Annotated in this window: 17 protein-coding genes; 11 read left to right on the top strand and 6 right to left on the bottom strand. The window is 55.6% G+C overall.

Features of this window, described 5'->3' with window-relative positions; genetic code table 11:
- The first annotated feature begins 1 nt into the window (after position 1).
- Positions 2 to 3,142, top strand: coding sequence for an efflux RND transporter permease subunit (locus ACXADJ_RS03920; RefSeq protein WP_475063322.1), 3,141 nt, complete (start codon positions 2 to 4; stop codon positions 3,140 to 3,142).
- A 126-nt stretch (positions 3,143 to 3,268) separates the two neighbouring features.
- Entirely contained in the window at positions 3,269 to 4,144 is an 876-nt protein-coding gene (locus tag ACXADJ_RS03915) for an oxygenase MpaB family protein (protein ID WP_475063320.1), read from the top strand.
- Between the two features lie 61 nt (positions 4,145 to 4,205).
- On the opposite strand, the gene ACXADJ_RS03910 is transcribed toward ACXADJ_RS03915, so the two are convergent.
- Positions 4,206 to 5,372 (bottom strand): DNA alkylation repair protein, encoded by a 1,167-nt coding sequence (locus ACXADJ_RS03910; protein ID WP_475063318.1) that lies wholly within the window; start codon positions 5,370 to 5,372, stop codon positions 4,206 to 4,208.
- Positions 5,373 to 5,528: 156 nt separating this feature from the next.
- Here ACXADJ_RS03910 and pgm point away from each other — a divergent pair, with 156 nt between their 5' ends.
- Entirely contained in the window at positions 5,529 to 7,178 is a 1,650-nt protein-coding gene (gene pgm / locus ACXADJ_RS03905; RefSeq protein WP_475063316.1) for a phosphoglucomutase (alpha-D-glucose-1,6-bisphosphate-dependent), read from the top strand.
- Positions 7,179 to 7,336: 158 nt separating this feature from the next.
- On the opposite strand, the gene ACXADJ_RS03900 is transcribed toward pgm, so the two are convergent.
- The gene (locus ACXADJ_RS03900; protein ID WP_475063314.1) at positions 7,337 to 8,506 is read right to left on the bottom strand and encodes a PilT/PilU family type 4a pilus ATPase; all 1,170 of its coding nucleotides are present in this window, start codon (positions 8,504 to 8,506) and stop codon (positions 7,337 to 7,339) included.
- A gap of 248 nt (positions 8,507 to 8,754) precedes the next feature.
- Between ACXADJ_RS03900 and hmuQ the strand changes: the two genes are divergently transcribed.
- Positions 8,755 to 9,060, top strand: a complete 306-nt coding sequence (gene hmuQ / locus ACXADJ_RS03895; protein WP_028294341.1) for a heme-degrading protein HmuQ — start codon at positions 8,755 to 8,757, stop codon at positions 9,058 to 9,060.
- Between the two features lie 74 nt (positions 9,061 to 9,134).
- On the opposite strand, the gene ACXADJ_RS03890 is transcribed toward hmuQ, so the two are convergent.
- Together ACXADJ_RS03890 and rlmKL are read right to left on the bottom strand one after the other, a co-directional pair.
- Positions 9,135 to 10,346 (bottom strand): ammonium transporter, encoded by a 1,212-nt coding sequence (locus ACXADJ_RS03890; protein ID WP_475068122.1) that lies wholly within the window; start codon positions 10,344 to 10,346, stop codon positions 9,135 to 9,137.
- Between the two features lie 717 nt (positions 10,347 to 11,063).
- Positions 11,064 to 13,265, bottom strand: coding sequence for a bifunctional 23S rRNA (guanine(2069)-N(7))-methyltransferase RlmK/23S rRNA (guanine(2445)-N(2))-methyltransferase RlmL (rlmKL, locus tag ACXADJ_RS03885; RefSeq protein WP_475063311.1), 2,202 nt, complete (start codon positions 13,263 to 13,265; stop codon positions 11,064 to 11,066).
- 177 nt (positions 13,266 to 13,442) lie between these two features.
- Between rlmKL and rmf the strand changes: the two genes are divergently transcribed.
- Positions 13,443 to 13,640: a ribosome modulation factor gene (gene rmf, locus ACXADJ_RS03880; RefSeq protein ID WP_475063309.1), complete on the top strand. Its 198-nt coding sequence runs from the start codon at positions 13,443 to 13,445 to the stop codon at positions 13,638 to 13,640.
- Positions 13,641 to 13,805: 165 nt separating this feature from the next.
- On the opposite strand, the gene ACXADJ_RS03875 is transcribed toward rmf, so the two are convergent.
- Together ACXADJ_RS03875 and ACXADJ_RS03870 are read right to left on the bottom strand one after the other, a co-directional pair.
- Positions 13,806 to 14,828, bottom strand: a complete 1,023-nt coding sequence (locus ACXADJ_RS03875) for a quinone-dependent dihydroorotate dehydrogenase (RefSeq protein WP_475063306.1) — start codon at positions 14,826 to 14,828, stop codon at positions 13,806 to 13,808.
- Positions 14,829 to 14,881: 53 nt separating this feature from the next.
- Positions 14,882 to 15,109 carry a DUF2835 domain-containing protein gene (locus ACXADJ_RS03870; protein WP_475063303.1) on the bottom strand — a complete coding sequence of 76 codons (228 nt, stop codon included), beginning with the start codon at positions 15,107 to 15,109 and terminating at the stop codon, positions 14,882 to 14,884.
- Between the two features lie 376 nt (positions 15,110 to 15,485).
- Here ACXADJ_RS03870 and ACXADJ_RS03865 point away from each other — a divergent pair, with 376 nt between their 5' ends.
- The 6 genes from ACXADJ_RS03865 to ACXADJ_RS03840 are packed head-to-tail and all read left to right on the top strand — an operon-like array spanning position 15,486 to position 21,843.
- Positions 15,486 to 16,139 carry a pilus assembly PilX family protein gene (locus tag ACXADJ_RS03865; RefSeq protein ID WP_475063300.1) on the top strand — a complete coding sequence of 218 codons (654 nt, stop codon included), beginning with the start codon at positions 15,486 to 15,488 and terminating at the stop codon, positions 16,137 to 16,139.
- Positions 16,139 to 16,492: a hypothetical protein gene (locus ACXADJ_RS03860; protein WP_475063298.1), complete on the top strand. Its 354-nt coding sequence runs from the start codon at positions 16,139 to 16,141 to the stop codon at positions 16,490 to 16,492. The genes ACXADJ_RS03865 and ACXADJ_RS03860 overlap by 1 nt, the downstream gene beginning before the upstream one ends.
- Before the next feature lie 8 nt (positions 16,493 to 16,500).
- On the top strand, positions 16,501 to 19,908 hold the full coding sequence (locus ACXADJ_RS03855; protein ID WP_475063297.1) for a pilus assembly protein: 3,408 nt from the start codon (positions 16,501 to 16,503) through the stop codon (positions 19,906 to 19,908).
- A gap of 2 nt (positions 19,909 to 19,910) precedes the next feature.
- Complete coding sequence (locus tag ACXADJ_RS03850) at positions 19,911 to 20,405, top strand: GspH/FimT family pseudopilin (protein WP_475063295.1); 495 nt, start codon at positions 19,911 to 19,913, stop codon at positions 20,403 to 20,405.
- The gene (locus tag ACXADJ_RS03845; protein WP_475063293.1) at positions 20,402 to 21,034 is read left to right on the top strand and encodes a prepilin-type N-terminal cleavage/methylation domain-containing protein; all 633 of its coding nucleotides are present in this window, start codon (positions 20,402 to 20,404) and stop codon (positions 21,032 to 21,034) included. The genes ACXADJ_RS03850 and ACXADJ_RS03845 overlap by 4 nt, the downstream gene beginning before the upstream one ends.
- Complete coding sequence (locus ACXADJ_RS03840; protein WP_475063291.1) at positions 21,019 to 21,843, top strand: PilW family protein; 825 nt, start codon at positions 21,019 to 21,021, stop codon at positions 21,841 to 21,843. Before ACXADJ_RS03845 ends, ACXADJ_RS03840 begins: the two co-directional genes overlap by 16 nt.
- Positions 21,844 to 21,862 lie beyond the last annotated feature (19 nt).

Below are 21,862 nucleotides of genomic sequence, written 5' to 3'. Positions count from 1 at the left end.
GATGAGCGAACCGACTCAAACAACTGCCCGCAACAGCCTGCCCGAAGGCGCCTCAGGCAACGCCGCCACCTACTTCATCAAGCACAAAACCACCAGTTGGATGATGCTGCTGATTTTGTTGCTGGGCGGCGTCATCAGCTATCTCGGCCTTGGCCGCCTGGAAGACCCGCAGTTCACCATCAAGGAAGCCATGGTGTACACCTACTATCCGGGTGCGTCGCCGTTGCAGGTGGAAGAAGAAGTCACCTCAAAGCTGGAAGGTGCCATTCAGTCGCTGGCGTACATCAAGCACGTGGATTCCATTTCCAAGGCCGGGCTGTCGCAAATTCACCTGGAAGTTAAATCCAGCTACAAGGGCGACCAGCTGCCTCAAATTTGGGATGAGCTACGCCGCAAGGTCAACGATGAAGCCTCTTCGCTGCCACCGGGGTCTGCGGCCCCGATTGTGCTCGACAACTTTGGCGATGTGTTTGGCGTGCTGCTGGCCATCACTGGCGATGGCTACAGCTATCAGGATCTGGCCGACTACGCCGACTACCTGAAACGCGAGTTGATGACGCTGGACGGCGTTTCGAATATTGAAATCGCCGGCGACCAGACCGAACAGGTCTTCATCGATATCTCCCATGAGCAGATGAACAACCTTGGCATTCCGGTCAGCCGCCTCTATCAGCTGTTAAGTGCACAGAACATCGTCAGCAACGCGGGGCGTATTCGCATTGGCTCTGAATCCATTCGCATCCACCCCACCGGCGAATTCCAGAGCATTCAGGAGCTGGGTAACCTGCTGTTGAGCGAACCCGGTTCCGACAAACTGATTTATCTGAAAGACATTGCCACCATCCGCTCCGGTGTGACCGAAAACCCGACCCATTTGTCCAATTATCAGGCCATTTCATCGTTGCGTTTGGGCATCGCTTTCACTGGCAAGGTGAATGTGGTGGAAGTGGGTGAACGACTGCGCGCCAAGCTCGCCGATATGGACAGCAATCGCCCGGTTGGTATTGAACTGCACACCATCTACGACCAGCCGGTGGAAGTGGATAATTCCTCGCAAGCCTTTGTGCTGAACCTGGCCATGTCAGTCGCCATTGTGATCGGCATTCTGTTCGTATTTATGGGGGCGCGTGCCGGGGTCATCATTGGCTCAGTGCTGCTTCTGACGATTCTGGGCACCTTTATTGCCATGAAGTTCTTTGGCATCGACCTGCACCGTATTTCACTGGGCGCACTGATCATTGCCCTTGGCATGTTGGTTGATAACGCTTTGGTGGTCACCGAAGGCATTATGGTGGGGCTGCAAAAAGGTCAGACCCGAGTGCGCGCCGCCTGGGATATCGTCAAGCAAACCCAATGGCCGCTGCTGGGCGCCACCGTGATTGCCATTACCGCCTTTGCGCCGATTGGCCTGTCACCCGACAGCGTTGGTGAATTTGTCGGCTCGTTGTTCTGGGTGCTGTTGATCTCGCTGTTCCTCAGCTGGGTTACCGCGCTGACGCTAACGCCATTTCTGTGCAACCTGATGTTCCGTGAGCAAACGGCCAACAGCTCTGATGGCGACAACACCGCAAATAGCAACACAGGAAACAACAGCTCCGATCCTTACCATGGCGCTCTCTACAACGCCTACCGCGGTATGCTGCAATTGATGCTGCACCACCGGGGTGTATCCATGCTGTTAATGGTGGTGCTGATGGTGGTTGCCGTGATCGGCTTTGGCCAGGTAAAACAGTCGTTTTTCCCGCCGTCCAATACGCCGATCTTTTTGGTCGATATCTGGATGCCGGAAGGCACCGACATAAAGGCCACCCAGCAGCAAGCCCGCAAGCTGGAAAACTGGATGCTGCAACAGGACGGCGTTGAATTTACCTCGTCCACCGTGGGTCGCGGCGAAACCCGCTTTATGCTGACCTACGCCGTGGAAAAGGAGTACCCGGCGTTTGCCCAGGTACTGGTTCGCACCCAAGAACGCGACATGATTCCAGCCATGATTGCCAAAGCACAGCAGTTCACCGCCACCGACATGCCGAACGCCTTTGTGAAATTCAAACGGCTGCAAATTGGCCCAAGCCCACAGGCCAAGATTGTTGCCCGTTTCGCAGGCCCGGATCAGATGCAGCTGCGCCAACTGGCCGAGCAAGCTGAAGACATCTTCCACCAGCAAGCCGGTGCAACCAATATTCGCCACAATTGGCGCGAGCGTGTGAAAGTGATTCGCCCACACCTGCGTGACGATGCCGCCCGCCGTGCCGGCATTACCAAACAAGACCTCGACGACCTGCTGCTGATGAGCTTCACCGGCAAGCAAGTGGGCTTGTACCGCGACGGCACCACCCTGATGCCGATTCTGATTCGGCCGCCGGAAAGCGAGCGCCTGAACGTCAACAACCTAATGGACCTGCAAATCTGGAGCCCGGTGTTCAGCCGTTACATTCCGATTCAGCAAGTGGTCGACAGCTTTGATGTGGTGTTTGAAGACCCACTGATCATGCGTCGTGACCGCAAACGCACCATCGAAGTGTACGCCGACCCGACCATGGCTTCCGGCATGACCGCCGACGACCTGTTTCAGCAACTGCGGCCACAAATCGAAGCTTTGCACCTGCCAACCGGTTACTCATTGGAATGGGGCGGCGAGTATGAGTCTTCCAGCGAGGCCCAGGCCAACGTGTTCGCCTCGCTGCCGATGGGCTACCTGATTATGTTCATCATCACCGTGCTGCTGTTTAACGAAGCCCGAGCGGCACTGGTGATCTGGGCGTGTGTGCCGCTGGCGATCATTGGCGTCACCGCCGGCATGCTGTTGCTGGGGGCGGAATTCGGCTTTATGTCGCTGCTCGGTTTCCTGAGTTTGTCGGGCATGATTGTGAAAAACGGCATTGTGCTGGTCGACCAGATCAAGCTGGAAAGCGCAGACGGCAAGGAGCCCTATCAGGCCTTGTTTGAAGCCTCGGTCAGTCGTCTGCGTCCGGTTACCATGGCCGCACTGACCACTATTTTGGGCATGCTGCCGCTGCTGTTTGATCCTTTCTTCAGCAGCATGGCAGTGGTGATTGCCTTTGGCCTCGGCTTTGCCACCATCCTGACACTGGGCGTGGTGCCGGTGCTCTACAGTTATGCCTACCGCATCAAGGTGAGATGATGGCTTCGATATAACTTGTAGGAGGGACTTCAGTCCCGACAACCTGGCAAGCTGCTCGGGCGTTCGGGACTGAAGTCCCTCCTACAAAAACGATAACAACGATAAAAACAACCGGAATCAGCCACTTTGGAATGGATTCGCAAACGCATCGAACAACAGGTTCGTGGCCTCAGCGGCCTCGCGTTGAACAACATCGACTACGAGAACCCACCCGGCGACCCCGGCCTCTACGGCCCGGACGCCGTCTGCTGGCGGGTGCACTGCGATTTTCCCGCCATGCTGTGCGGTGGCATTGGTGCGCTGATGCTGCAAATGATGCACCCACTGGCGTTGGCCGGTGTTTGGGATCACTCCAATTTCCGCGACGATCTGCTTGGCCGTCTACGTCGCACCAGCCAGTTTATTGCGGCGACAACCTTTGCGGCCACCGCCGACGCCGAACGCCTGATAGAACGGGTCAAAACCCTGCACAATCAGGTGATAGGAACTCATCCGGACGGCCGCCCCTACTCCGCCAACGACCCGGTATTACTGACCTGGGTACACGTTGCCGAAGTATTTTGTTTTCTGGAGTCGTTCCAGCGCTACGGCAGCCAACCGCTAAGCCGCGAGGAACAGGATCGGTATTTTGAAGAGACCGCTTTAGTAGCCGAACGCCTCGGAGCAACGAACGTACCCAAGACGCGACAAGCGGTTGAAGAACGGATTAACCAACAGCGCCCCGAACTGGTGTTCGATGAACGCACGACGGAAGTGCAGCGACTGCTCTTGAACGCCCCGGCACCCAGCCGGTTAGCCATCCCTGTAGGCAAGGTGATGACCCAAGCCGGCATGAACCTGCTGCCAGGCTGGGCTCAACAGCAAGCAGGCATTCATTTTTCAGCGCCGCAAAAATGGGTCATTAACCGCAGCATGAACGGCATTGCCAACACCCTGCGCTGGGCCATTCGCAACGGCGCCTCGCACAGGGCGAAACGCAGGATGGGGGTTCAGGCCAAATAACCTGCACTCAACTTTCCTCCACGGTCCCCCAACCAGCAAACCAGGCATCAGAGGTTCGCTGTCAGCCATTAGACGGAGCCAACTCAAACTCACCCGCCGGATAACTCTGACCATTCACTATTAGCTCAACCTTGTGAGTACCCGGATACAAGGTGCGGGTGCTCATTTTTACCAGCGACAGCTTTTTGCTCAGAGACACTTGCTCACCCGCCTTCAACGTCAATTTTTTCAGTTTGAACACCTTGGCGGAGGTCCTGCCATTGGCTTTTACAAAGTGGACTCTGAAGTCGACCATCAGAGCCAGCTCGGCTGCACCTGAAGAACCTGAAGGTTTGGGCAAAGCCAGATCAGCACGGACTTCTATCGCCTCTCCCATACGAGCCTCAGCAGCACTCAAACTGCCTGACACGTCCAATGCTTCAAGCGCGGTATCGGCGCCGTAACCCAGCACCGCCAACGCCGCGGGGTCACAGCGTTTAATCGCTGTTCGCAGCGCATGTTTGACCAGCCATTGACGATTGGTTTTCAGCGCTGGCGTCAACGTTTCTGCTTCACTCATCCAGCGTGAACACACTTCTATCAAGCGTTCAGGATTGTCTTTGCCAATGTCGTTCAGGTTGTTCGCCACCGAACGACGCACGTACAGCTCCGGATCGTCTTTTAATGCCTCAAGCAATTCGAGAACGGGCGTTGGATCGGCCATAAACTCTTTCAGCTGTTTGCCCCACGGCAGACGCGGACGGGTGCCTTCAGAGACCAAGCGACGTACGTGATAGTTGTCGTCCGAAGCCCACCGAGCCAATAACGCCAGTGTCTGCTCAGGGTAGCGCTCAATAAAGGGCCGAATACTGAATTCGGCGGTAAAGCGCTGGGTCAACTCGTACTGAGCAGCCATGGATTCATCAAAGTAATCCAGCCCGTATTCGGCAACAAAGCAGGTGTGTGGCAGGTAGTAAAACGCCGACATCGAAAAGCTGCGGTCGGTGGTCAGAGGCTCGCCTACTGATTTCAACAAGACGTCCACAGCGGCAGGAAAATCCGCCGGTAAAAACTCGCCTAACAACTGGCCGAGAAAACGGCCACGGCCCATCAGCTCAAAGGACTCATACTGTGACTGCACCCGCCGCATAAAGCCGTCGGCATCAAACGCTGGCCAGACGGCCTGCAACTGCTGCGCCAGCTGTTGAGGGACTTCCAGCCCGTATTGGTTTTTCAGCAGTTCGGCCATGTTCAGCGGTGCCTCAGGGGTAAAATGGGGTCATTGCTGAATCATACTGACAATTTGCCGCGAAGATACTTTGGTATTCCGCCCCGCGAGGAATTGAAACCTGCAGCGCTTTCCCGCAGCATTGAGCCAATTCGATGGAACAACAAGGAACCCCACATGGCAATTCACCCGGATGCCGGTAAAACCGCCCCACGTGACGCTTTGGTCAACGTGCCTGCGCTGGTCGCAGCTTACTATCGCAATCAACCGGAAATTCTGGATAACCCGGGCCAAAAGGTCGAGTTCGGCACCTCTGGTCACCGTGGTTCTGCCTTGAAAACCACCTTCAACGAAAACCACATTGCCGCTATTTGTCAGGCCATTGCCGAATACCGTGCCGATGCAGGTATCAAAGGCCCGCTGTACCTGGGCAAAGACACCCACGCACTGTCGGAAGCCGCCTTTGGCACCGCCGTGGAAGTATTGGTTGCCAACGGTGTTCGCGTGCGCATTCAGGACGGTGGTGGCTACACCCCAACGCCGGTGATTTCTCACGCCATTCTGACCCACAACGCCGATGCCGACGACGATGATCTGGCCGACGGCATTGTGATCACCCCGTCCCACAACCCACCGGAAGACGGCGGCATCAAATACAACGCCGCCAAAGGTGGCCCGGCAGATACCGACATTACGGGTTGGGTTGCCCAGCGTGCCAACGAGATTCTGGAAAACGATCTTGATGGCGTTGAGTGGATCATAGCCGAAGAAGCCGATGCCAGCCCATTGGTGGAAGACTTCGACTACATCAGCCACTACGTCAACGATCTGGGCTCCGTGATCGACATGGAAGCCATCGCCAAAGCTGGCATCAAGATTGGCGTCGACCCAATGGGCGGCTCCGGCTTGCACTTCTGGAAGCCGATTGCCGAGAAGTACAACCTCGACATCACCGTGGTGAACGAAGACGTTGATCCAACCTTCGGCTTTATGCCGCTGGATAAAGACGGCCGCATCCGTATGGACTGCTCCTCTCCTTATGCCATGCAAAACCTGCTGGCCATCAAGGACCAGTTCGATATCGCTGTGGGCAATGATCCGGACTACGACCGTCACGGTATCGTCTGTAAGGCTACCGGCCTGATGAACCCGAACCACTATCTGGCCGTTGCTATTGAATACCTGGCCACTCATCGCGCCGAGTGGAAAGACGACATCAAATTCGGCAAGACGCTGGTATCCTCCGCCATGATCGACCGCGTGGTTAACGGCCTTGGCCGTGAGCTGTGTGAAGTACCGGTTGGCTTCAAGTGGTATGTGGAAGGCATGTTCAACGGCGACATGGGCTTTGGTGGCGAAGAAAGCGCTGGCGCTTCCTTTCTGCGTAAAGACGGCACCGTGTGGTCCACCGACAAGGACGGCATCATCCTGTCGCTGCTGGCTGCTGAAATTCTGGCCGTCACCGGTAAAGACCCGCAGGCACTGTACGAAGAACAAGTGGCTCGCTATGGCCGCCCTTACTACAAGCGCATCGACGTACCGTGTGAACCCGAGCAAAAAGCCGTATTGAAAGGCCTGAGCCCGGAAGCCGTACACGGCGATTCACTGGCTGGCGACGCCATCACCCGCATTCTGACCAACGCTCCGGGCAACAACGCGCCGATTGGTGGTTTGAAAGTGGAAACCGCCAACGGCTGGTTCGCAGCACGTCCTTCCGGTACCGAAAACGTCTACAAGATCTACCTGGAAAGCTTCGTATCCGAAGAACATGTAGACCTGCTGGAAGCCGACGCCAAGGCGCTGGTGGATAGCGTGCTGAAAGGCTAAGACGCTTTTAGGGCTTGAAAGAGCCTGCATAAAAACACCGCCCTGATGAAGATCACGGCGGCGTTTTTGTTCCCGCGTTCGGGTATCACCGTAGGCCTGATAAAGACGCGAAGCAGTTGCTGTATTGATTCGCGCATAGGTTGGGCCACGCCCAACACTTACCCCTGCGGCAGTGGCTCTTCTTCTTCGTCTTTCTCGTCATCGTCCATGATCAGGCTGAACGCCATGGCCGATGATTCCCCTTCCTTGGCTTCGTCTGGCAAGCCACCGTCGTTTTCGGCCAGCTTGATGCGCAAACGCAGGTTGTTTGGCGAGTCGGCGTTTTTGATGGCTTCATCCAGGGAAATTCGACCGTCCATGTAGAGCTTGAACAACGCGCCGTCGAAGGTTTGCATGCCAAGGTTCTCGGACTTTTCCATGACTTCCTTGATGCTTGGCAGGTCGCCACGCATCACTAGGTCTTCGATGGTTTTATTACCCAGCATCACTTCCACAGCCGCACAGCGTTTGCCGTCGACGGTGCGTAGCAGTCGTTGGGATACGAACGCACGCAGGTTTTGCCCCAACCCCATCAGCAGCTGTTGACGGCGCTCCTCAGGGAACATATTGATGATACGTTCCAGCGCCTGGTTGGCGTTATTGGCGTGCAGGGTCGAAATGGCCAGGTGGCCGGTCTCAGCGAAGGCTAACGCATGTTCCATGGTTTCGCGGTCACGGATTTCACCAATCAGGATAACGTCTGGTGCCTGTCGCAAGGTGTTCTTCAATGCTGCATGAAAACTTTTGGTGTCGGTCCCCACTTCACGCTGGTTAACAATGCAACGCTTGTGCTTGTGCACGAATTCCACCGGGTCTTCGATGGTGATGATGTGGCCACCAGCGCTGGCATTACGGTGGTCAATCAGCGCCGCCAGTGAGGTCGATTTACCTGAGCCCGTACCACCGACAAACAGAATCAGACCACGTTTGGCCATCACCACTTCTTTCAAAATCGGCGGCAGGTTGAGCTTTTCCAGATTAGGAATTTCGGTATTGATGTTACGCGCTACAATCGAGACTTCATGGCGCTGTTTGAAGATATTGACCCGGAAGCGACCCGCGGCATTGGAGGTAGCCAGGTTCATTTCCAGCTCTTGTTCAAATTCTTTCTTTTGCGCGTCGTTCATCAGCGCATAGGCGATTTTCTCGATATCACCCGACCCCAGCGGTTCTTTGCTGAGTGGCTTCAACTGCCCCTGGAATTTGGCGCAAGGCGGTGCTCCGGTACTCAGGTAGAGGTCGGAACCGTCTTTCTTGGCCAGAATGGTCAGCCAGTGATCCATGCTCATGGGTTACTTCTCCGTCGTTGAGCCATATTCGGGTAAGGGACTGTAAAGACTAGACGGGTAATCTGGCAAGGTTTACTGACATTCACGACAGCCGACTCGAAAATGCCATTAACCGGAAACGGGTCGCGTAAAACACACAGGGCATCATCGAAAGTCAGCCCTGAACTTCTTTGCAAAAATCTGCGATGCTTTAGGGGACTTGCTGTCAAATCCAATGATTCAACATGGGCTATAAGGAGTCTGTCTGTATGTACATTGCAATGAACCGCTTCAAAATCAAACCCGGCTGCGAAGAGGACTTTATTGAAATCTGGCGCAGCCGCGACACCTACCTGGACGAAGTGCCAGGCTTCAAGAGCTTCAACCTGCTGCAAGGTGCCAGCAACGACGAATACACCCTCTTCACCTCCCATTCCGTCTGGGAATCGAAAGACGCCTTTGAAGGCTGGACCAAGTCCGAAGCGTTTCGTAAGGCCCACGCCAACGCAGGCGGTGCCCGCAAGGATATCTACATGGGTCCGCCGCAGCTGGAATGCTTCGAATCCGTGCTGTAAGCGAATGACAGACAACAAAAAAGCGCCCATGGGCGCTTTTTTGTTATTTCCAGGCAGCCGTCAGGCAGTCACGATCAGTCATCACAGGTTGAGCTGATTTTGTGAATGCTCAGGTCTGCGCCGTTGAACTCGTCTTCTTCGTTCAGACGCAAACCAGCAACCGCCTTCACCAGACCGTAAACGATGAAACCACCGCCAATCGCAATCACCACACCCGCAACCGTACCGATGATCTGAGCCATCATGCTCACGCCACCAAGGCCACCCATGGCTTCGGAACCAAAGATACCAGCGGCAATCGCACCCCACACACCACACAGACCGTGCAGCGGCCATACACCCAGCACGTCGTCAAACTTGCTGAACTTGTTCTGCGCCAGGGTGAACACGTACACGAACAGAGCACCTGCTACACCACCAACGACCAGAGAGCCAATTGGGTGCATGATGTCGGAACCGGCACACACAGCCACCAGACCAGCCAGTGGGCCGTTATGGATAAAGCCAGGGTCATTCTTGCCAACCAGCATAGCAACCAACGTACCGCCTACCATGGCCATCAGGCTGTTCACGGCCACCAGACCGGAAATGCCATCCACGGTTTGAGCAGACATCACGTTAAAGCCAAACCAGCCAACGGTCAGAATCCACGCACCCAGCGCAAGGAATGGAATGTTGGACGGTGCAAAGGCAACCACCTTACCGTTGCGGTAACGACCGTTACGGGAACCCAGCAGGTAAATAGCCGCGAACGCAATCCAGCCGCCCACACCGTGAACCACAATAGAGCCGGCGAAATCATGGAAACCCGCACCGTAGCTTTCTTCCAACCAGCTCTGGAAGCCATAGTTACCGTTCCAGATGATGCCTTCGAAGAATGGGTACACAAACGCCACAATCAGGAACGACGCCAGCAGGAATGGATAGAACTTGGCACGCTCAGCAATACCACCAGACACAATGGCTGGAATTGCAGCAGCAAAGGTCAGCAGGAAGAAGAACTTCACCAGCTCGTAGCCGTTGTTTACGGTCAGTTCACTGGCACCGGCAAAGAAATTGCTGCCGTAGGCAATTTGGTAACCAATAAAGAAGTAAGCCAGGGTTGAAACCCCGAAGTCGGTCAGAATCTTGACCAGTGCATTAACCTGGTTTTTGTGGCGGACAGTACCCACCTCCAGAAATGCGAAGCCTCCATGCATCAACAACACCATAATGGCGCCCAGCAGGATAAAAAGCGTATTGGTGCCAGACATCAGTGTTTCAACTGCGCTGTTTACGCCTGTCAGATCCAGACTTTCCACAAGAATTTCCCCTCTGTTTCGTTATGTCGTTCTCGCCGGTTAGTGAAAGGGTCACCACCAGCGCTTTTTGCACTTTAAGAGTGCTTATTCTCTTAGAGGGATTGGTATTAGCAGGATGTGTACCAACTTTGTCATCTTTGTCACATATCAAGGTGACATTTAAGACTCAAAACAAGGCATTGCAGATAAACACAGCACCACAGACGAGCAAAATCCAGAAGATAAAAAGATTTCGGAGGGTCGAGCGTCGCCAAGAAAAACCGATTTATGCACCAGATAAAAACACAAGCATTAAGTATGCGTTTATTTTGGTGCGTTTTATTGGAATGTGTCAGGTGTCAGGTGTCAGGTGTCAGGTGTCAGCAGACATTGTGGGAGAGAGAGCTTGCTCTCGAGAAGCCATGTCATAGCCGCAAGGCAATAGATAGGGTGAGCATCGCGCACTGGAGCACATCGGGAATAAGGCTACGCGCCCCGATCCCTCCTACAAGTACAACAACGTAAGCTGGAGAGAAGAGAGCGCCAGCCAACGCCGCACATACAAGATGTCAGATGGCAGCCGCTTCGCGTCTTTATCAGACCAACAATATCAGACCTACAACTGGCTACATGTCCATTTGCAGGGTGCGCACTGCGCACCGCCAAAGTATCAAGCCATACAAATACGGCCGCCACTAATGGGCAGCCGTATTGGCCATGCAATTACGCTCGCTCAATATGAAAGCAGTGGTGAATATTTGGACGACGGGCGTAGTCCTGCGGCACAGACTTCTTACTGACGTTCTGGATTTTCAGCGGGCCTGCGGCTCCTGCTTGCAAGGCATCGGTATCCATGGCGAATTTACGCAAGTTGGTCGAGAAGATCAGCAAGCCGCCCGGGTTCAGGCAGGCCATGGCTTGTTCAATCAAGCGAACATGGTCCCGTTGAATATCCAGCACCCCTTCCATGCGCTTGGAGTTGGAGAAGGTTGGCGGGTCCATAAAGATCAGGTCGTATTTGCCAGAGCAGTCAGCCAACCACTGCAAGCAATCCGCCTGAATAAATTCGTGCTTGCCCGCTTTGATACCGTTCAGCTCAAAATTGTCCTTGCCCCAGTTCAGGTAAGTACGTGACATATCCACGCTGGTACACATGGCACCGGCCTTGGCGGCGTGCACACTGGCGGTTGCGGTGTAGCAGAACAGGTTAAGAAACTTCGGCGCCGGCAGTTTGGCAATGCGCTTGGCAATGTCCAGACGGGTTGGACGGTGATCCAGAAACAGACCGGTGTCCAGGTAGTCTTTCAGGTTTACCCACACTTGTGCCTGACCTTCGCGGGTCGGGAAACGGTGACGAGCAACGCCATCGGTGCTTTGTTTCTCGTACTGCTTTTTACCCGCCTGACGCTCACGACGCTTCAGCACGATTTGATCTGCACTAACGCCTGTTACTTCAGGCAAGACTGCCAGCACGTCGAGCAAGCGACGTTCGGCCTTGGCTTCATCAATGGACTTGGGTGGCACGTATTCCTGCACGTGCAACCAGCGGCCACTGAGTGGATCACGGGCATCGGTGTAGATGTCGACAGCCACCGCGTACTCTGGCAAATCCTGGTCGTACACCCGATAGCTGAAGATCTCTTCGCGCTTGGCCCACTTGTCGATTTGCTTGAGGTTTTTCTTCAAGCGGTTGGCAAAGGCTTCCACCGGCCCGCGAATCATCGATGCCTGCGGCTGGCTGGAACGTTCATCCGCCGCATCAAACATAAGTAGCTGGGTTTCAATCTTGCCGTTCAGGAACTTGTAGCGCTTGGCAAACGGGCGACGAATGGCCTTGGCCAAATCGGTATTACCGGTGAATACCGCCAACTTCCACTCTGGTACACGCATCGCTGCATCGTGCAGCTGCTGGTACAGCGGTGCCAGCTGAGGCAGTTCGCTCAGTCGCTCGCCATATGGCGGGTTGGTAATCAGCAAACCACCCTGTTCGATGGCGTCTTTACTGATGCGCAACTGCTCGACTTCGCGTTTTTCCAGGTGAATCAGACCCGCCAGACCAGAGCGCGCCAGGTTGGCACTGGCCGCGTCCAGCTGTTTGGCGTCTTTATCAAAACCGTAGAAACGGTTCTTCATGCTGTTAATGCCATCGGCACGACGTTCTCGAGCTTCTTCCACCAACTCCAGCCACAGCTTGCGGTTGTGGCCATGCCAGCGCTCAAAGCCATGCTCCTGACGGTTCAAACCGGGTGCCACATCGGCGGCCATCAAGCCTGCTTCAATCAGCAAGGTGCCGGAACCACACATAGGATCGACCAGATGCTTGCCCGCCTTGGCCATTTCGGGCCAACCCGCACGCACCAGCAAGGCCGCGGCAAGGGTTTCTTTCAACGGCGCCAGGCCCGGCTGCAAACGATAGCCACGGCGATGCATGCCAGAACCACTGAAGTTCAGATAGATGGCCAGCTTGCCTTTGCGCAACTGGGCTTCCACTCGGATGTCAGCGTTTTTATCGACGTTAGGACGCGAACCTGCTTCCTCTCGGAAACAGTCCACAATGGCATCCTTGATCTTCTGGGCACCAAACTGGGTGTTATTAATAAACGGGCTACGGCCGTGAAAGTCGATGCGGAAGGTCGCGGTGGACGGAAACACCATGGTCCAGTCGATGTTGCGCACGTGGTCGTACATGGCTTCAACACTGTCGGTGTCTTCTTCCAGCATCGGCATCAACAGACGATTCGCCAGTCGGGACCACAAGCACACACGGTAAGCGGTCTCCAGCGTGCCTTGCCAGTGCACACCCAGGTGGGTTTCGCGTTCAACCTCACCACCCAACGCGCGGATTTCGTCTGCTAACAGGGGTTCGATACCCTTGCTGCATACAGCCAGCCAGGAACGGGTCGGGAGTGATTGGTTTTCTTGCATAGAGTTCATGCCTATTGGACGAAATAGCCAAACGTTACAAACGAGTGACATTTTATTTAAATAAAATCGTTAACAAGTGGTGCCTATTCGCGATACAACACCAGTGTCGCTGTTGAAGATCGTCTTGAACTGAACGACCGCAGCGATCATTTGCTAATTGAAGCGAGGATGCATCGTATGAAAAAACAGAAACGCGATCTGCAAGAACGAGCTTACACACGCGGCTATCGCGCTGGCATTGAACGGAAATCCAAAGATCTGGCTCCGCCAGATGGGGCTCTCCGGGATGCCTGGCTGGCCGGTTGGCGCTCTGGACGCGCAGACCACTGGGATGGATACACCGGCGTTTCTGGTATTCATCGGATGGTTGTCTAACCATCTTCGGGGGCTCTCCAGGGCATGGTCATAAGACCACTTTCTTTGAGCCTCAACAGCATCGATTTCCAGCCTTTGGGCTGACAAAAAAAGCAAGCCTCCTACCCCGGGAGGCGGCCCCCAAGAGGGGCCTTTTTTATGCCTGCAATTCCGGGTAGCAAAGCCTCAATCGTGATTGGCCAGAGCTTCGACCATTTCACGAATCAGTTCAGGGCCGCGGTAAATAAAGCCACTGTACACCTGTACCAGCTCGGCACCGGCTTTCACTTTATCAATCGCGCCTGCGCCATCGGTAATACCGCCAACGCCAATCACTGGCAGCTTGCCATCCAGTGCCTTACACAGATTTTCCAGCACTTCGGTGGCTTTCTCTTCCAGCGGAGCGCCACTCAGACCACCCTGCTCGTTGGAGTTTTCACAGCCTTCAACGCCATCGCGGTCCAGCGTGGTGTTGGTGGCGATCACACCGTCCATACCACACTCAACCAACGCACTGGCCACCAGACCAACTTCGTCGGTATTCATGTCCGGCGCAATTTTCACGAAGATTGGCTTGTAGCCAAAATGCGGCGCCAGTTCTGTCTGCTTGTCTTTCAGTGGTTGCAGCAGTTCTTTCAGGGCGTCACCGTATTGCAGGGTACGCAGTCCCGGCGTATTCGGGGACGAAATATTCACCGTGATGTAGGTAGCGTATTGGTACACCTTTTCCAGACAGATCAGGTAATCGTCCACGGCGTTTTCAACCGGCGTGTCGAAGTTTTTACCAATATTGATGCCCAGCACGCCGGTGTAGTTGGCGCTCTTCACTCGCTCAATCAGGTAATCAACGCCTTTGTTGTTGAAACCCATACGGTTGATGATGGCCTGACGCTCAGGAATACGGAACAAACGCGGCTGCGGGTTACCCGGCTGAGGGCGCGGCGTGATGGTGCCGATTTCGATAAAACCAAAGCCCATGCGGCTCAAGGCGTCGATGTAATCGCCGTTTTTGTCCAGACCAGCAGCCAGGCCAACTGGGTTGGGGAAACGGATACCCGCCACTTCCACCGGCTCGCCCTTGACCTCTGGCAGCATGAATTTCAACAGCTTCAGACGCTCTGCAGCGCCCATCAGATCAAGGCTGACTTCGTGGGCAGTTTCGGCACTCAGGCTGAACAACAGGGGGCGAATGGCGCTGTACCAATCCATAGGAATCCTCGAGGGGTGATTGTAAAGGGGAGATGATTTCAAAATTGGCGCGATTATACGCGAGACAACTCAATAATGCGCTGGAACTTGCCCTGTTCATCGGTATCAATTGCAAAACGTCCACGAATACCGTCGTGGCGCACCACCCCACGTAGCACATTGGCTGGAAACCGGACCGTTCTGCCATCCAGAGCCACCACCTGCACCATGCGCACCGCCCCCGAATAGTACTGTTGGTACTCACTTGCACTGATATAAAGGTCGAAAATCACCCGCGCCATAGGGTCATCCGTTTTGGCTGTTCTGAAATCTGCGAAGCATTTAAACAGTATAGAAGTCGCGCCGACCCATTTGCAGGTCTTTGTTCACTGCGCATCAGCCTCTGGCCAACGACACACCCAGACATTGTCAGTTTCAAACTAACCATTACTGACACACCTATAAAAACTACTGGTCAACCTGGTAGTTGAGGTGACACAAGCAAACTCCTTAAACCGACTGTTCAAGGGCGTTTGTCGGGTTCTGTCGCCCTGTCAAAAATTGTGCAATTCAGATCCAGCCCCAGCGCCGTTGTGGCGATAATTTCCGTTTAAATAAACCTAAACAGTGCCACGGAGAGCCACGGTGTCTGCCTTCGGCCGATTAAACGGATTCCTTTTGCCAACTACCCACACGCCAGCTATCGATTTGCTATTCGGCTGCCGGTCGCCAGAGCCTTATCCATTAACACACTGTGGCAATCGACAGCGGGGCTCGGCCCTGATCATCAGCCTGGCCATGCTGACGGTGCTCACCGTTGCAGCCGGTGTCGCCTTGCAGGAAACCACCTTGCAAAACCGCGCCATCACCAATTACAGCGTCAAACAACAGGTTCGCACCGCCAGCGTTAACAGCATTGACCGCACCTACGGCAACCTCAACGCCTACTACGAAGCCCTCGGCTCTGATGCCCTCGACGACCTCATGGCACTGATCAGCTCGGAGAAAAACGCTATCCAAAGCCAAACCGACAACGGCACCAGTGACGACGAACTTAGCTACGACAACGTTGGTTTGAACCCATACAGCCAATACGGCTGGGCGCAGCCCTCTACCACCCGCTTGAGCGCGGTCGGCACCGTATCAACACAGATTTACTACGACACCGCCCACCCGATTAACAGCAACTGCCTGAAGTGCAACGCTGGCAGCAGCGGCGGCCAAACCAGCCGTTACCCGTTCCGTATCGTCGCCACCACCACCGACAGCAACGGCAAGATCGTTTCGCGCCAGGTGCAGGGCATCACACTCACCGGCGCAGGGGCCAACTGATGAATTGCTATCGTGCTTTGCAACACAGCCTGATACTGGCCGGGATGTTAATCAGCCACGGATGTTTGGCCGACAACCTGATGAACAGCGTGGAATATCAGGTTAGCGCTTCCGACCTGAAGACCTTCTCGGGCACTGCGCTGTCGGTGGCCTTGTGCGATGACTGCAACGCCCAAAGCTTCAGCCTGACCAGCACAACAGAGCTGCAGGAGTACCAACAAGCCATCGACCTGCAACGCGCCAGCGAACTCTATCTTCGCAAGACACCCGCGATCATTTTCATTGGCATCGACCGCGCTGCCAACACCATCAATTACGTCAACTTTGGCGGCCACGCCAGCAGCCAGTATTGAGGCCGACCATGATTACCCGCAACACGTCTGTGACTGTATATCAAAGCGCCGCCAGCCATTTATTGGCGTGGCTATTGGCAGCCCCGGCTTGCCTTGCCGACGACACCGAAATTTACGTATCCAACAGCGATACCGACACACCACCGAACGTGGTGTTTTTGTTCGATACCTCCGGCAGCATGGCAACCAGCGTTTATGAAGACGGCCAGTCGGTCGGCTCCCGTCTGGATGTGGTCAGGGATGCCGCCATCGACGTGTTGAACAACGTCAGCGGCATCAACATTGCGCTGGCTCGCTTCAATACCAACAGCGAGGGAGGACGCCTGTCGACCCCCATGCTGTCGATCGATGACGACGGCATCAAGGACTTGCTTGGCAGCGTCCTGGACAACTACTCGGCCTCCGGCGGCACTCCGCTAACCGAAAGCCTCTACGAAATAGCGCAGTTTTATCGTGGCAGCAGCATGACCTATGGCTCAACCGACGCCGATGACACCGACCAATGCATGGTCAGCAGCAGTACCGACAGCGCCTTCAATAATGGTTCTGGTATGGGGCAATACGCCTCGCTCGAGCCAGCTGTACCCACAACATCAGATGGCTACGTGGTGACCCGCGGTGACTATGTGGTGTCTCCCAGCCGTCAGGTGTTCAGCAGCAATGAATACCGCTACCAACGGGTGGCTGGCTGGAATAATGGTAATAACGGCGGTGGTAATAACAGCAACAATAACGGCAGCAATAACGGCAGCAATAACGGCAGCAATAACGGCAGCAATAACGGCAGCAATAACGGAAACAACAATGGCAACGGAGGTTGGAACAACGGCGGCAATAACGGAAACGGAAATGGCAACGGAAACGGCAATAACAACGACAGCTCTAATGACAATTCAGACGACAGCTCCGACACCAGCAGCTGTGAAGAATACCTGAACCTGGACGACACCCACGACGGCAGCGGCAACTACGTTTCGCCCATCACCGCCTCCTGCCAAAAAAACCACATTGTGGTGTTCACCGACGGCGAGCCCAACGGCGACAAAGGCGCAGACAGCCAAATCCGCACCTGGTTAAGCACCCTCGCCAGCGCCGACTTCCCGGTAGATGAAGATTTTTCCGAAACCTGCGGTAGCAACGGTGCCGACGGCGATTGCGCCGAAGAACTGCCCTACTTCCTCTACAACACCGATAACAGCGAAGAACTCGACGACGATCAGCCCATCTACGTGCATACCATTGGTGGGTTTATCGGCGATGAATACGAAGAGCGGCTGGCTGCCATGGCCGAATACGGCGGCGGCATTTCCGGCAGTGGCGACGACACCGAAGCACTCACCGAGGCTCTGAACAAGGTATTCGCCACCATCACCGCCACCTCAGGCACCTTTGCAGCACCCGCTGCGGCCGTCAGCGCGTTCAACAGCCTGGAGCACCTGGACGAGCTTTACTATTCGGTCTTCAAACCGTCAGAAACAGCAGCCTGGCGCGGTAACATCAAACGCTACCGACTCGGTTCCGACGGCACCATTTACGATGCCAATGGCGACGCTGCCATCGACGAAGACAGCGGCTACTTTGCCGACGACGCCACCAGCTACTGGACCGAATCCGAAGATGCACCGGACGGCTCTGACGTCACCCTGGGCGGCGCTGCCCGTCGAATGGACGATGCCAGCGCCCGCAACGTGCTGACCAACTTCGCCAGCAACAACCTGACCGCCTCTGGCAACCGGATCACCTCAGACAACACCGACCTGTACGACCTCGATGCATTCAGTGACCTTAGCGACGACGACAAAGCCGACTTCTTGCTGTGGCTGTCCGGCATCGATCCGGATTCTGCCGATGGCGATGCCCGTCGGGAAATGGAAGACCCATTGCACAGCCAGCCATTGATGCTGACCTACGGCACCCGCACCAACGTCTCCAGCGGCGAAAGCGAACCTGACGTAACCCTGTTCGTTGGCACCAACTCCGGCTATTTCCACGCCATCGACACCGCCGAAGACGACCCGGCCGAACGCTTTGCGTTTATTCCGACCGACCTGTTCAACAGTGCACTGTCGTATTTCAACGACGACACCAGCAAGGCCTACGGACTGGACGGCAAGCTGTCGTCGTACCATGTCGACAGCAACAACGACGATATCGTCGACAGCGACGAGGAAGCCTTGTTATTCATTGGCATGCGGCGTGGTGGCAAAAACTACTATGCCCTCAATGTAGCCGACCGCGACAACCCCAAACTTGCCTGGGAAATCGTCGGTGGCAGCGGTGACTTTGAAGAAATGGGCCAAAGCTGGTCCGAGCTAACGCCCGTTACTGTTCTGTGGAAAGGCAGCCAGCAAACCGTGCTGTTTTTTGGCGGAGGCTATGACGAAGCCGAAGACGATAACAACCAGCGTACCGAACACAGCATGGGCAACGCCGTCTACATGGTTGACTACCAAACCGGCGAACTCTTGTGGAAAGCCTCTAATACCGGTGCCAACCTCAACCTGACCGACATGACCAGCGCCATCGTCGCCGATATTGTTCCGGTGGATGCCGACAACGATGGCGATGCCGACATCCTCTACACCGCCGACCTCGGTGGCCGGATCTGGCGCTTTGACCTGGCCCAGGACAGCAGCGATTCCAACTCGGCCAGCAGCTTTGCCAGCGGCGGCGTGATTGCCGACGTCGGCGAAGACGACACCGAAACCAACATCACCCGCTTTTACACAACACCCGATGTGTCGTACCAAAACAGCGGCAATTTTGTCGACGAAGACGGTGTGGTGTACACAGCCGGACGTTATCAAATAGTGATTGGCTCGGGTTACCGCGCTCACCCGCTCGACACCACCACCGTCGACAACATCTACGTGATCAACGACTTCGATACTGACGCCGCACCTGAAAGTTACACCACCGTTGAACGGGCAGACCTCGCCGAAGTAGGCTCGCTCTCCTCAGCAACTGCCAGCCAGATGCAAACCGGCTTGTACTACCAGCTAACCGGCGATGGCGAGAAAATTCTCACTGACGCCACCACCCTCAACGGCTACACCTACATCACCTCGTACCTGCCACCCGATGGCACCAGCAGCAGTTGCGAAACCGACCTTGGCACCACCGACCTTTACATCCTGCAACTGGTGTACAGCGTCAACGACGACGGCGAACAAGAAGCCAGCCTGCAAGTCGACACCATCGATACCAACGCCCCGGGCATTGCCGGTTTGTCGGCACCACTGTACGTCGACAGTGACAGCAGTAGCTCCGATGCCATCGACAGCGGCAATAATGATGACGACGATGACAGCGACAGCAGCTGCGACAACTCAGCCATTCTGGCGGTCGGCACCGTCACAGTAAAAACCGACAACTGCCAGAACACCATCAGCCGCAGCTACTGGCAGGAGTACTGAACATGCTGTTGATCGAACCCTTGCAGACACCGCCTTGCACACAACGAAACCGCCGAGGGTTCACCCTGATCGAGCTGATGGTCACCATCGCCATACTGGGCATTCTGATGGCCGTCGGTACGCCATCGCTTCACACCTGGCTGACCAACAAGCAATCCGAAGCCATGCTCAGCCAGTTGTTGAATGACCTGAGTTTTGCCCGCAGCCATGCCATATCAAACAGTACCGATGTGGTGATTGAACCAGGCAGCAGCTGGGAAGACGGCTGGACCGTGCGGGAAGATACTTCGTCCGTCGACCTGCGCGTGGCAACACCACCGGAAGACGCCACCATCAGCGCCAGTTTTTCCGGCGCACTGGGGTTTGACGCCTACGGCCTCGCCAGCAACACCGGCGCTTTAACCTTGCAGCTGGCGGGTTGCACTGGCAGCCGGGTGTATCAGGTTAATCTCAGTGTTTCCGGGCAAACCACCGTTACCACGAGCGACTGCCCATGACTGTTCGCCACCATTTACCGCATGGAAATTACCGTCGCCGGTTAGCCGGTTTCAGCCTGATCGAACTGATGGTTACCATGGCCATCACCACCATCGGACTGGTTGGTCTGGCTTTCACGCTGCTGGAATCCGATCGCTTTTCACAGGAAAACACCTACCAGTCGTTAGCCATGAACATGGTCGATGACCTTGGCCATCGCATTCGGCTGAACGCTCAGGCCTACGCCGACTACGACACTGCCGGAGCGGCCGTCAGCTGTACCAGTCAGCCAAGCCAATGCGCGGCATGGCACAACGGCAGCAGCCAGCAAGCCGCCGCCAATTGCAGCACAAGCGAGCTGGCCGCCTACGACCTGTGGGACATCGCCTGTGCGGGTACCATCAGCGACAGCAATGCCGACTACACCTACAGCAGCAGCGCCGACTCATTGCCAAACCCGGAACTGATTGTCAGCGTTAACGACAATCAGGGCTACAACGCCAGTTCCAGCGAGGTACAAATCACCCTCTCATGGGACATTCGTACCGCCGGTCAGGACGACGAGGGCAACGCCGTTTATAGCCGTGACCAGGCCAGCCAATATCGCAGTAACGTTTCAACGGAGTTCAGCCTGTGGCACAACGACTGATTCCCAACCGGTCTTTCAGACAACAGCGAGGACTGGGGCTGGTTGAATTGATGATTGCCGGCACCCTGTCGGTCATCATCGGCATGATCCTGTTTCAACTGATGATGGGCGCCAACCGCAGCGGCAACCGCATTGGCAGCATGTCGGAGGCGCAGGAAAACGCCCGCTTCGCCATACACTGGCTGGCCGACCACATCGCCGCTGGCGGCTACAACCCGTTCAGTGAGGTCGCCCCCGGCAGCATCGTAATGGCCAGTTGCAGCAGCAACGCCACACCACCAGCCGCCAACGCTCATTGCTCCATCGATAACACCGACGCTCCGGACCAGATTGCTATTGAACGGGTGTCAGACAACGGCCTTACCTGCACCGGCGCCAGTCTGGCTGACCTAGGCGTTGCCGAAACCGACATGGTGGTGGATGTGTTCTGGGTCGAACGGGATTCCGGCAGCGGCGATGATGAATACAACGACCTGTTGCGGTGCGCCACCTACACATCCTCCGGCACTCTGCTGGATTCAGCGCAAACGCTCACCAGCGGCATTGAAGACTTGCAACTGCTCTACGCCACCGAAGACAGCCATGGCTTTGTTGCACTGGCAGACATCAGCGACGCAAGCGAGATATCCGCCGTTCGCCTCGCCATCCTGGCCCGTGGCTACAGCGACGCGGCCCGCCTGACCGGCACCCGCAGCTACCTGCGACTGGACGCCGACCCGCTGCGATTCAGCGACGGCGTGCCACGGTTAATGTTTGAAGACACCGTGTATTTGATGAATAGCGAGAACGTGGTGGCGGATAGTGAATAGTTAATTGAGGTCGGATGCC

It is taken from the genome of Oceanobacter sp. ABM4_470 (assembly GCF_056158645.1).
Note: the sequence above shows the minus strand (reverse complement) of the source record. Positions and strands in the feature narration are given on the sequence as shown.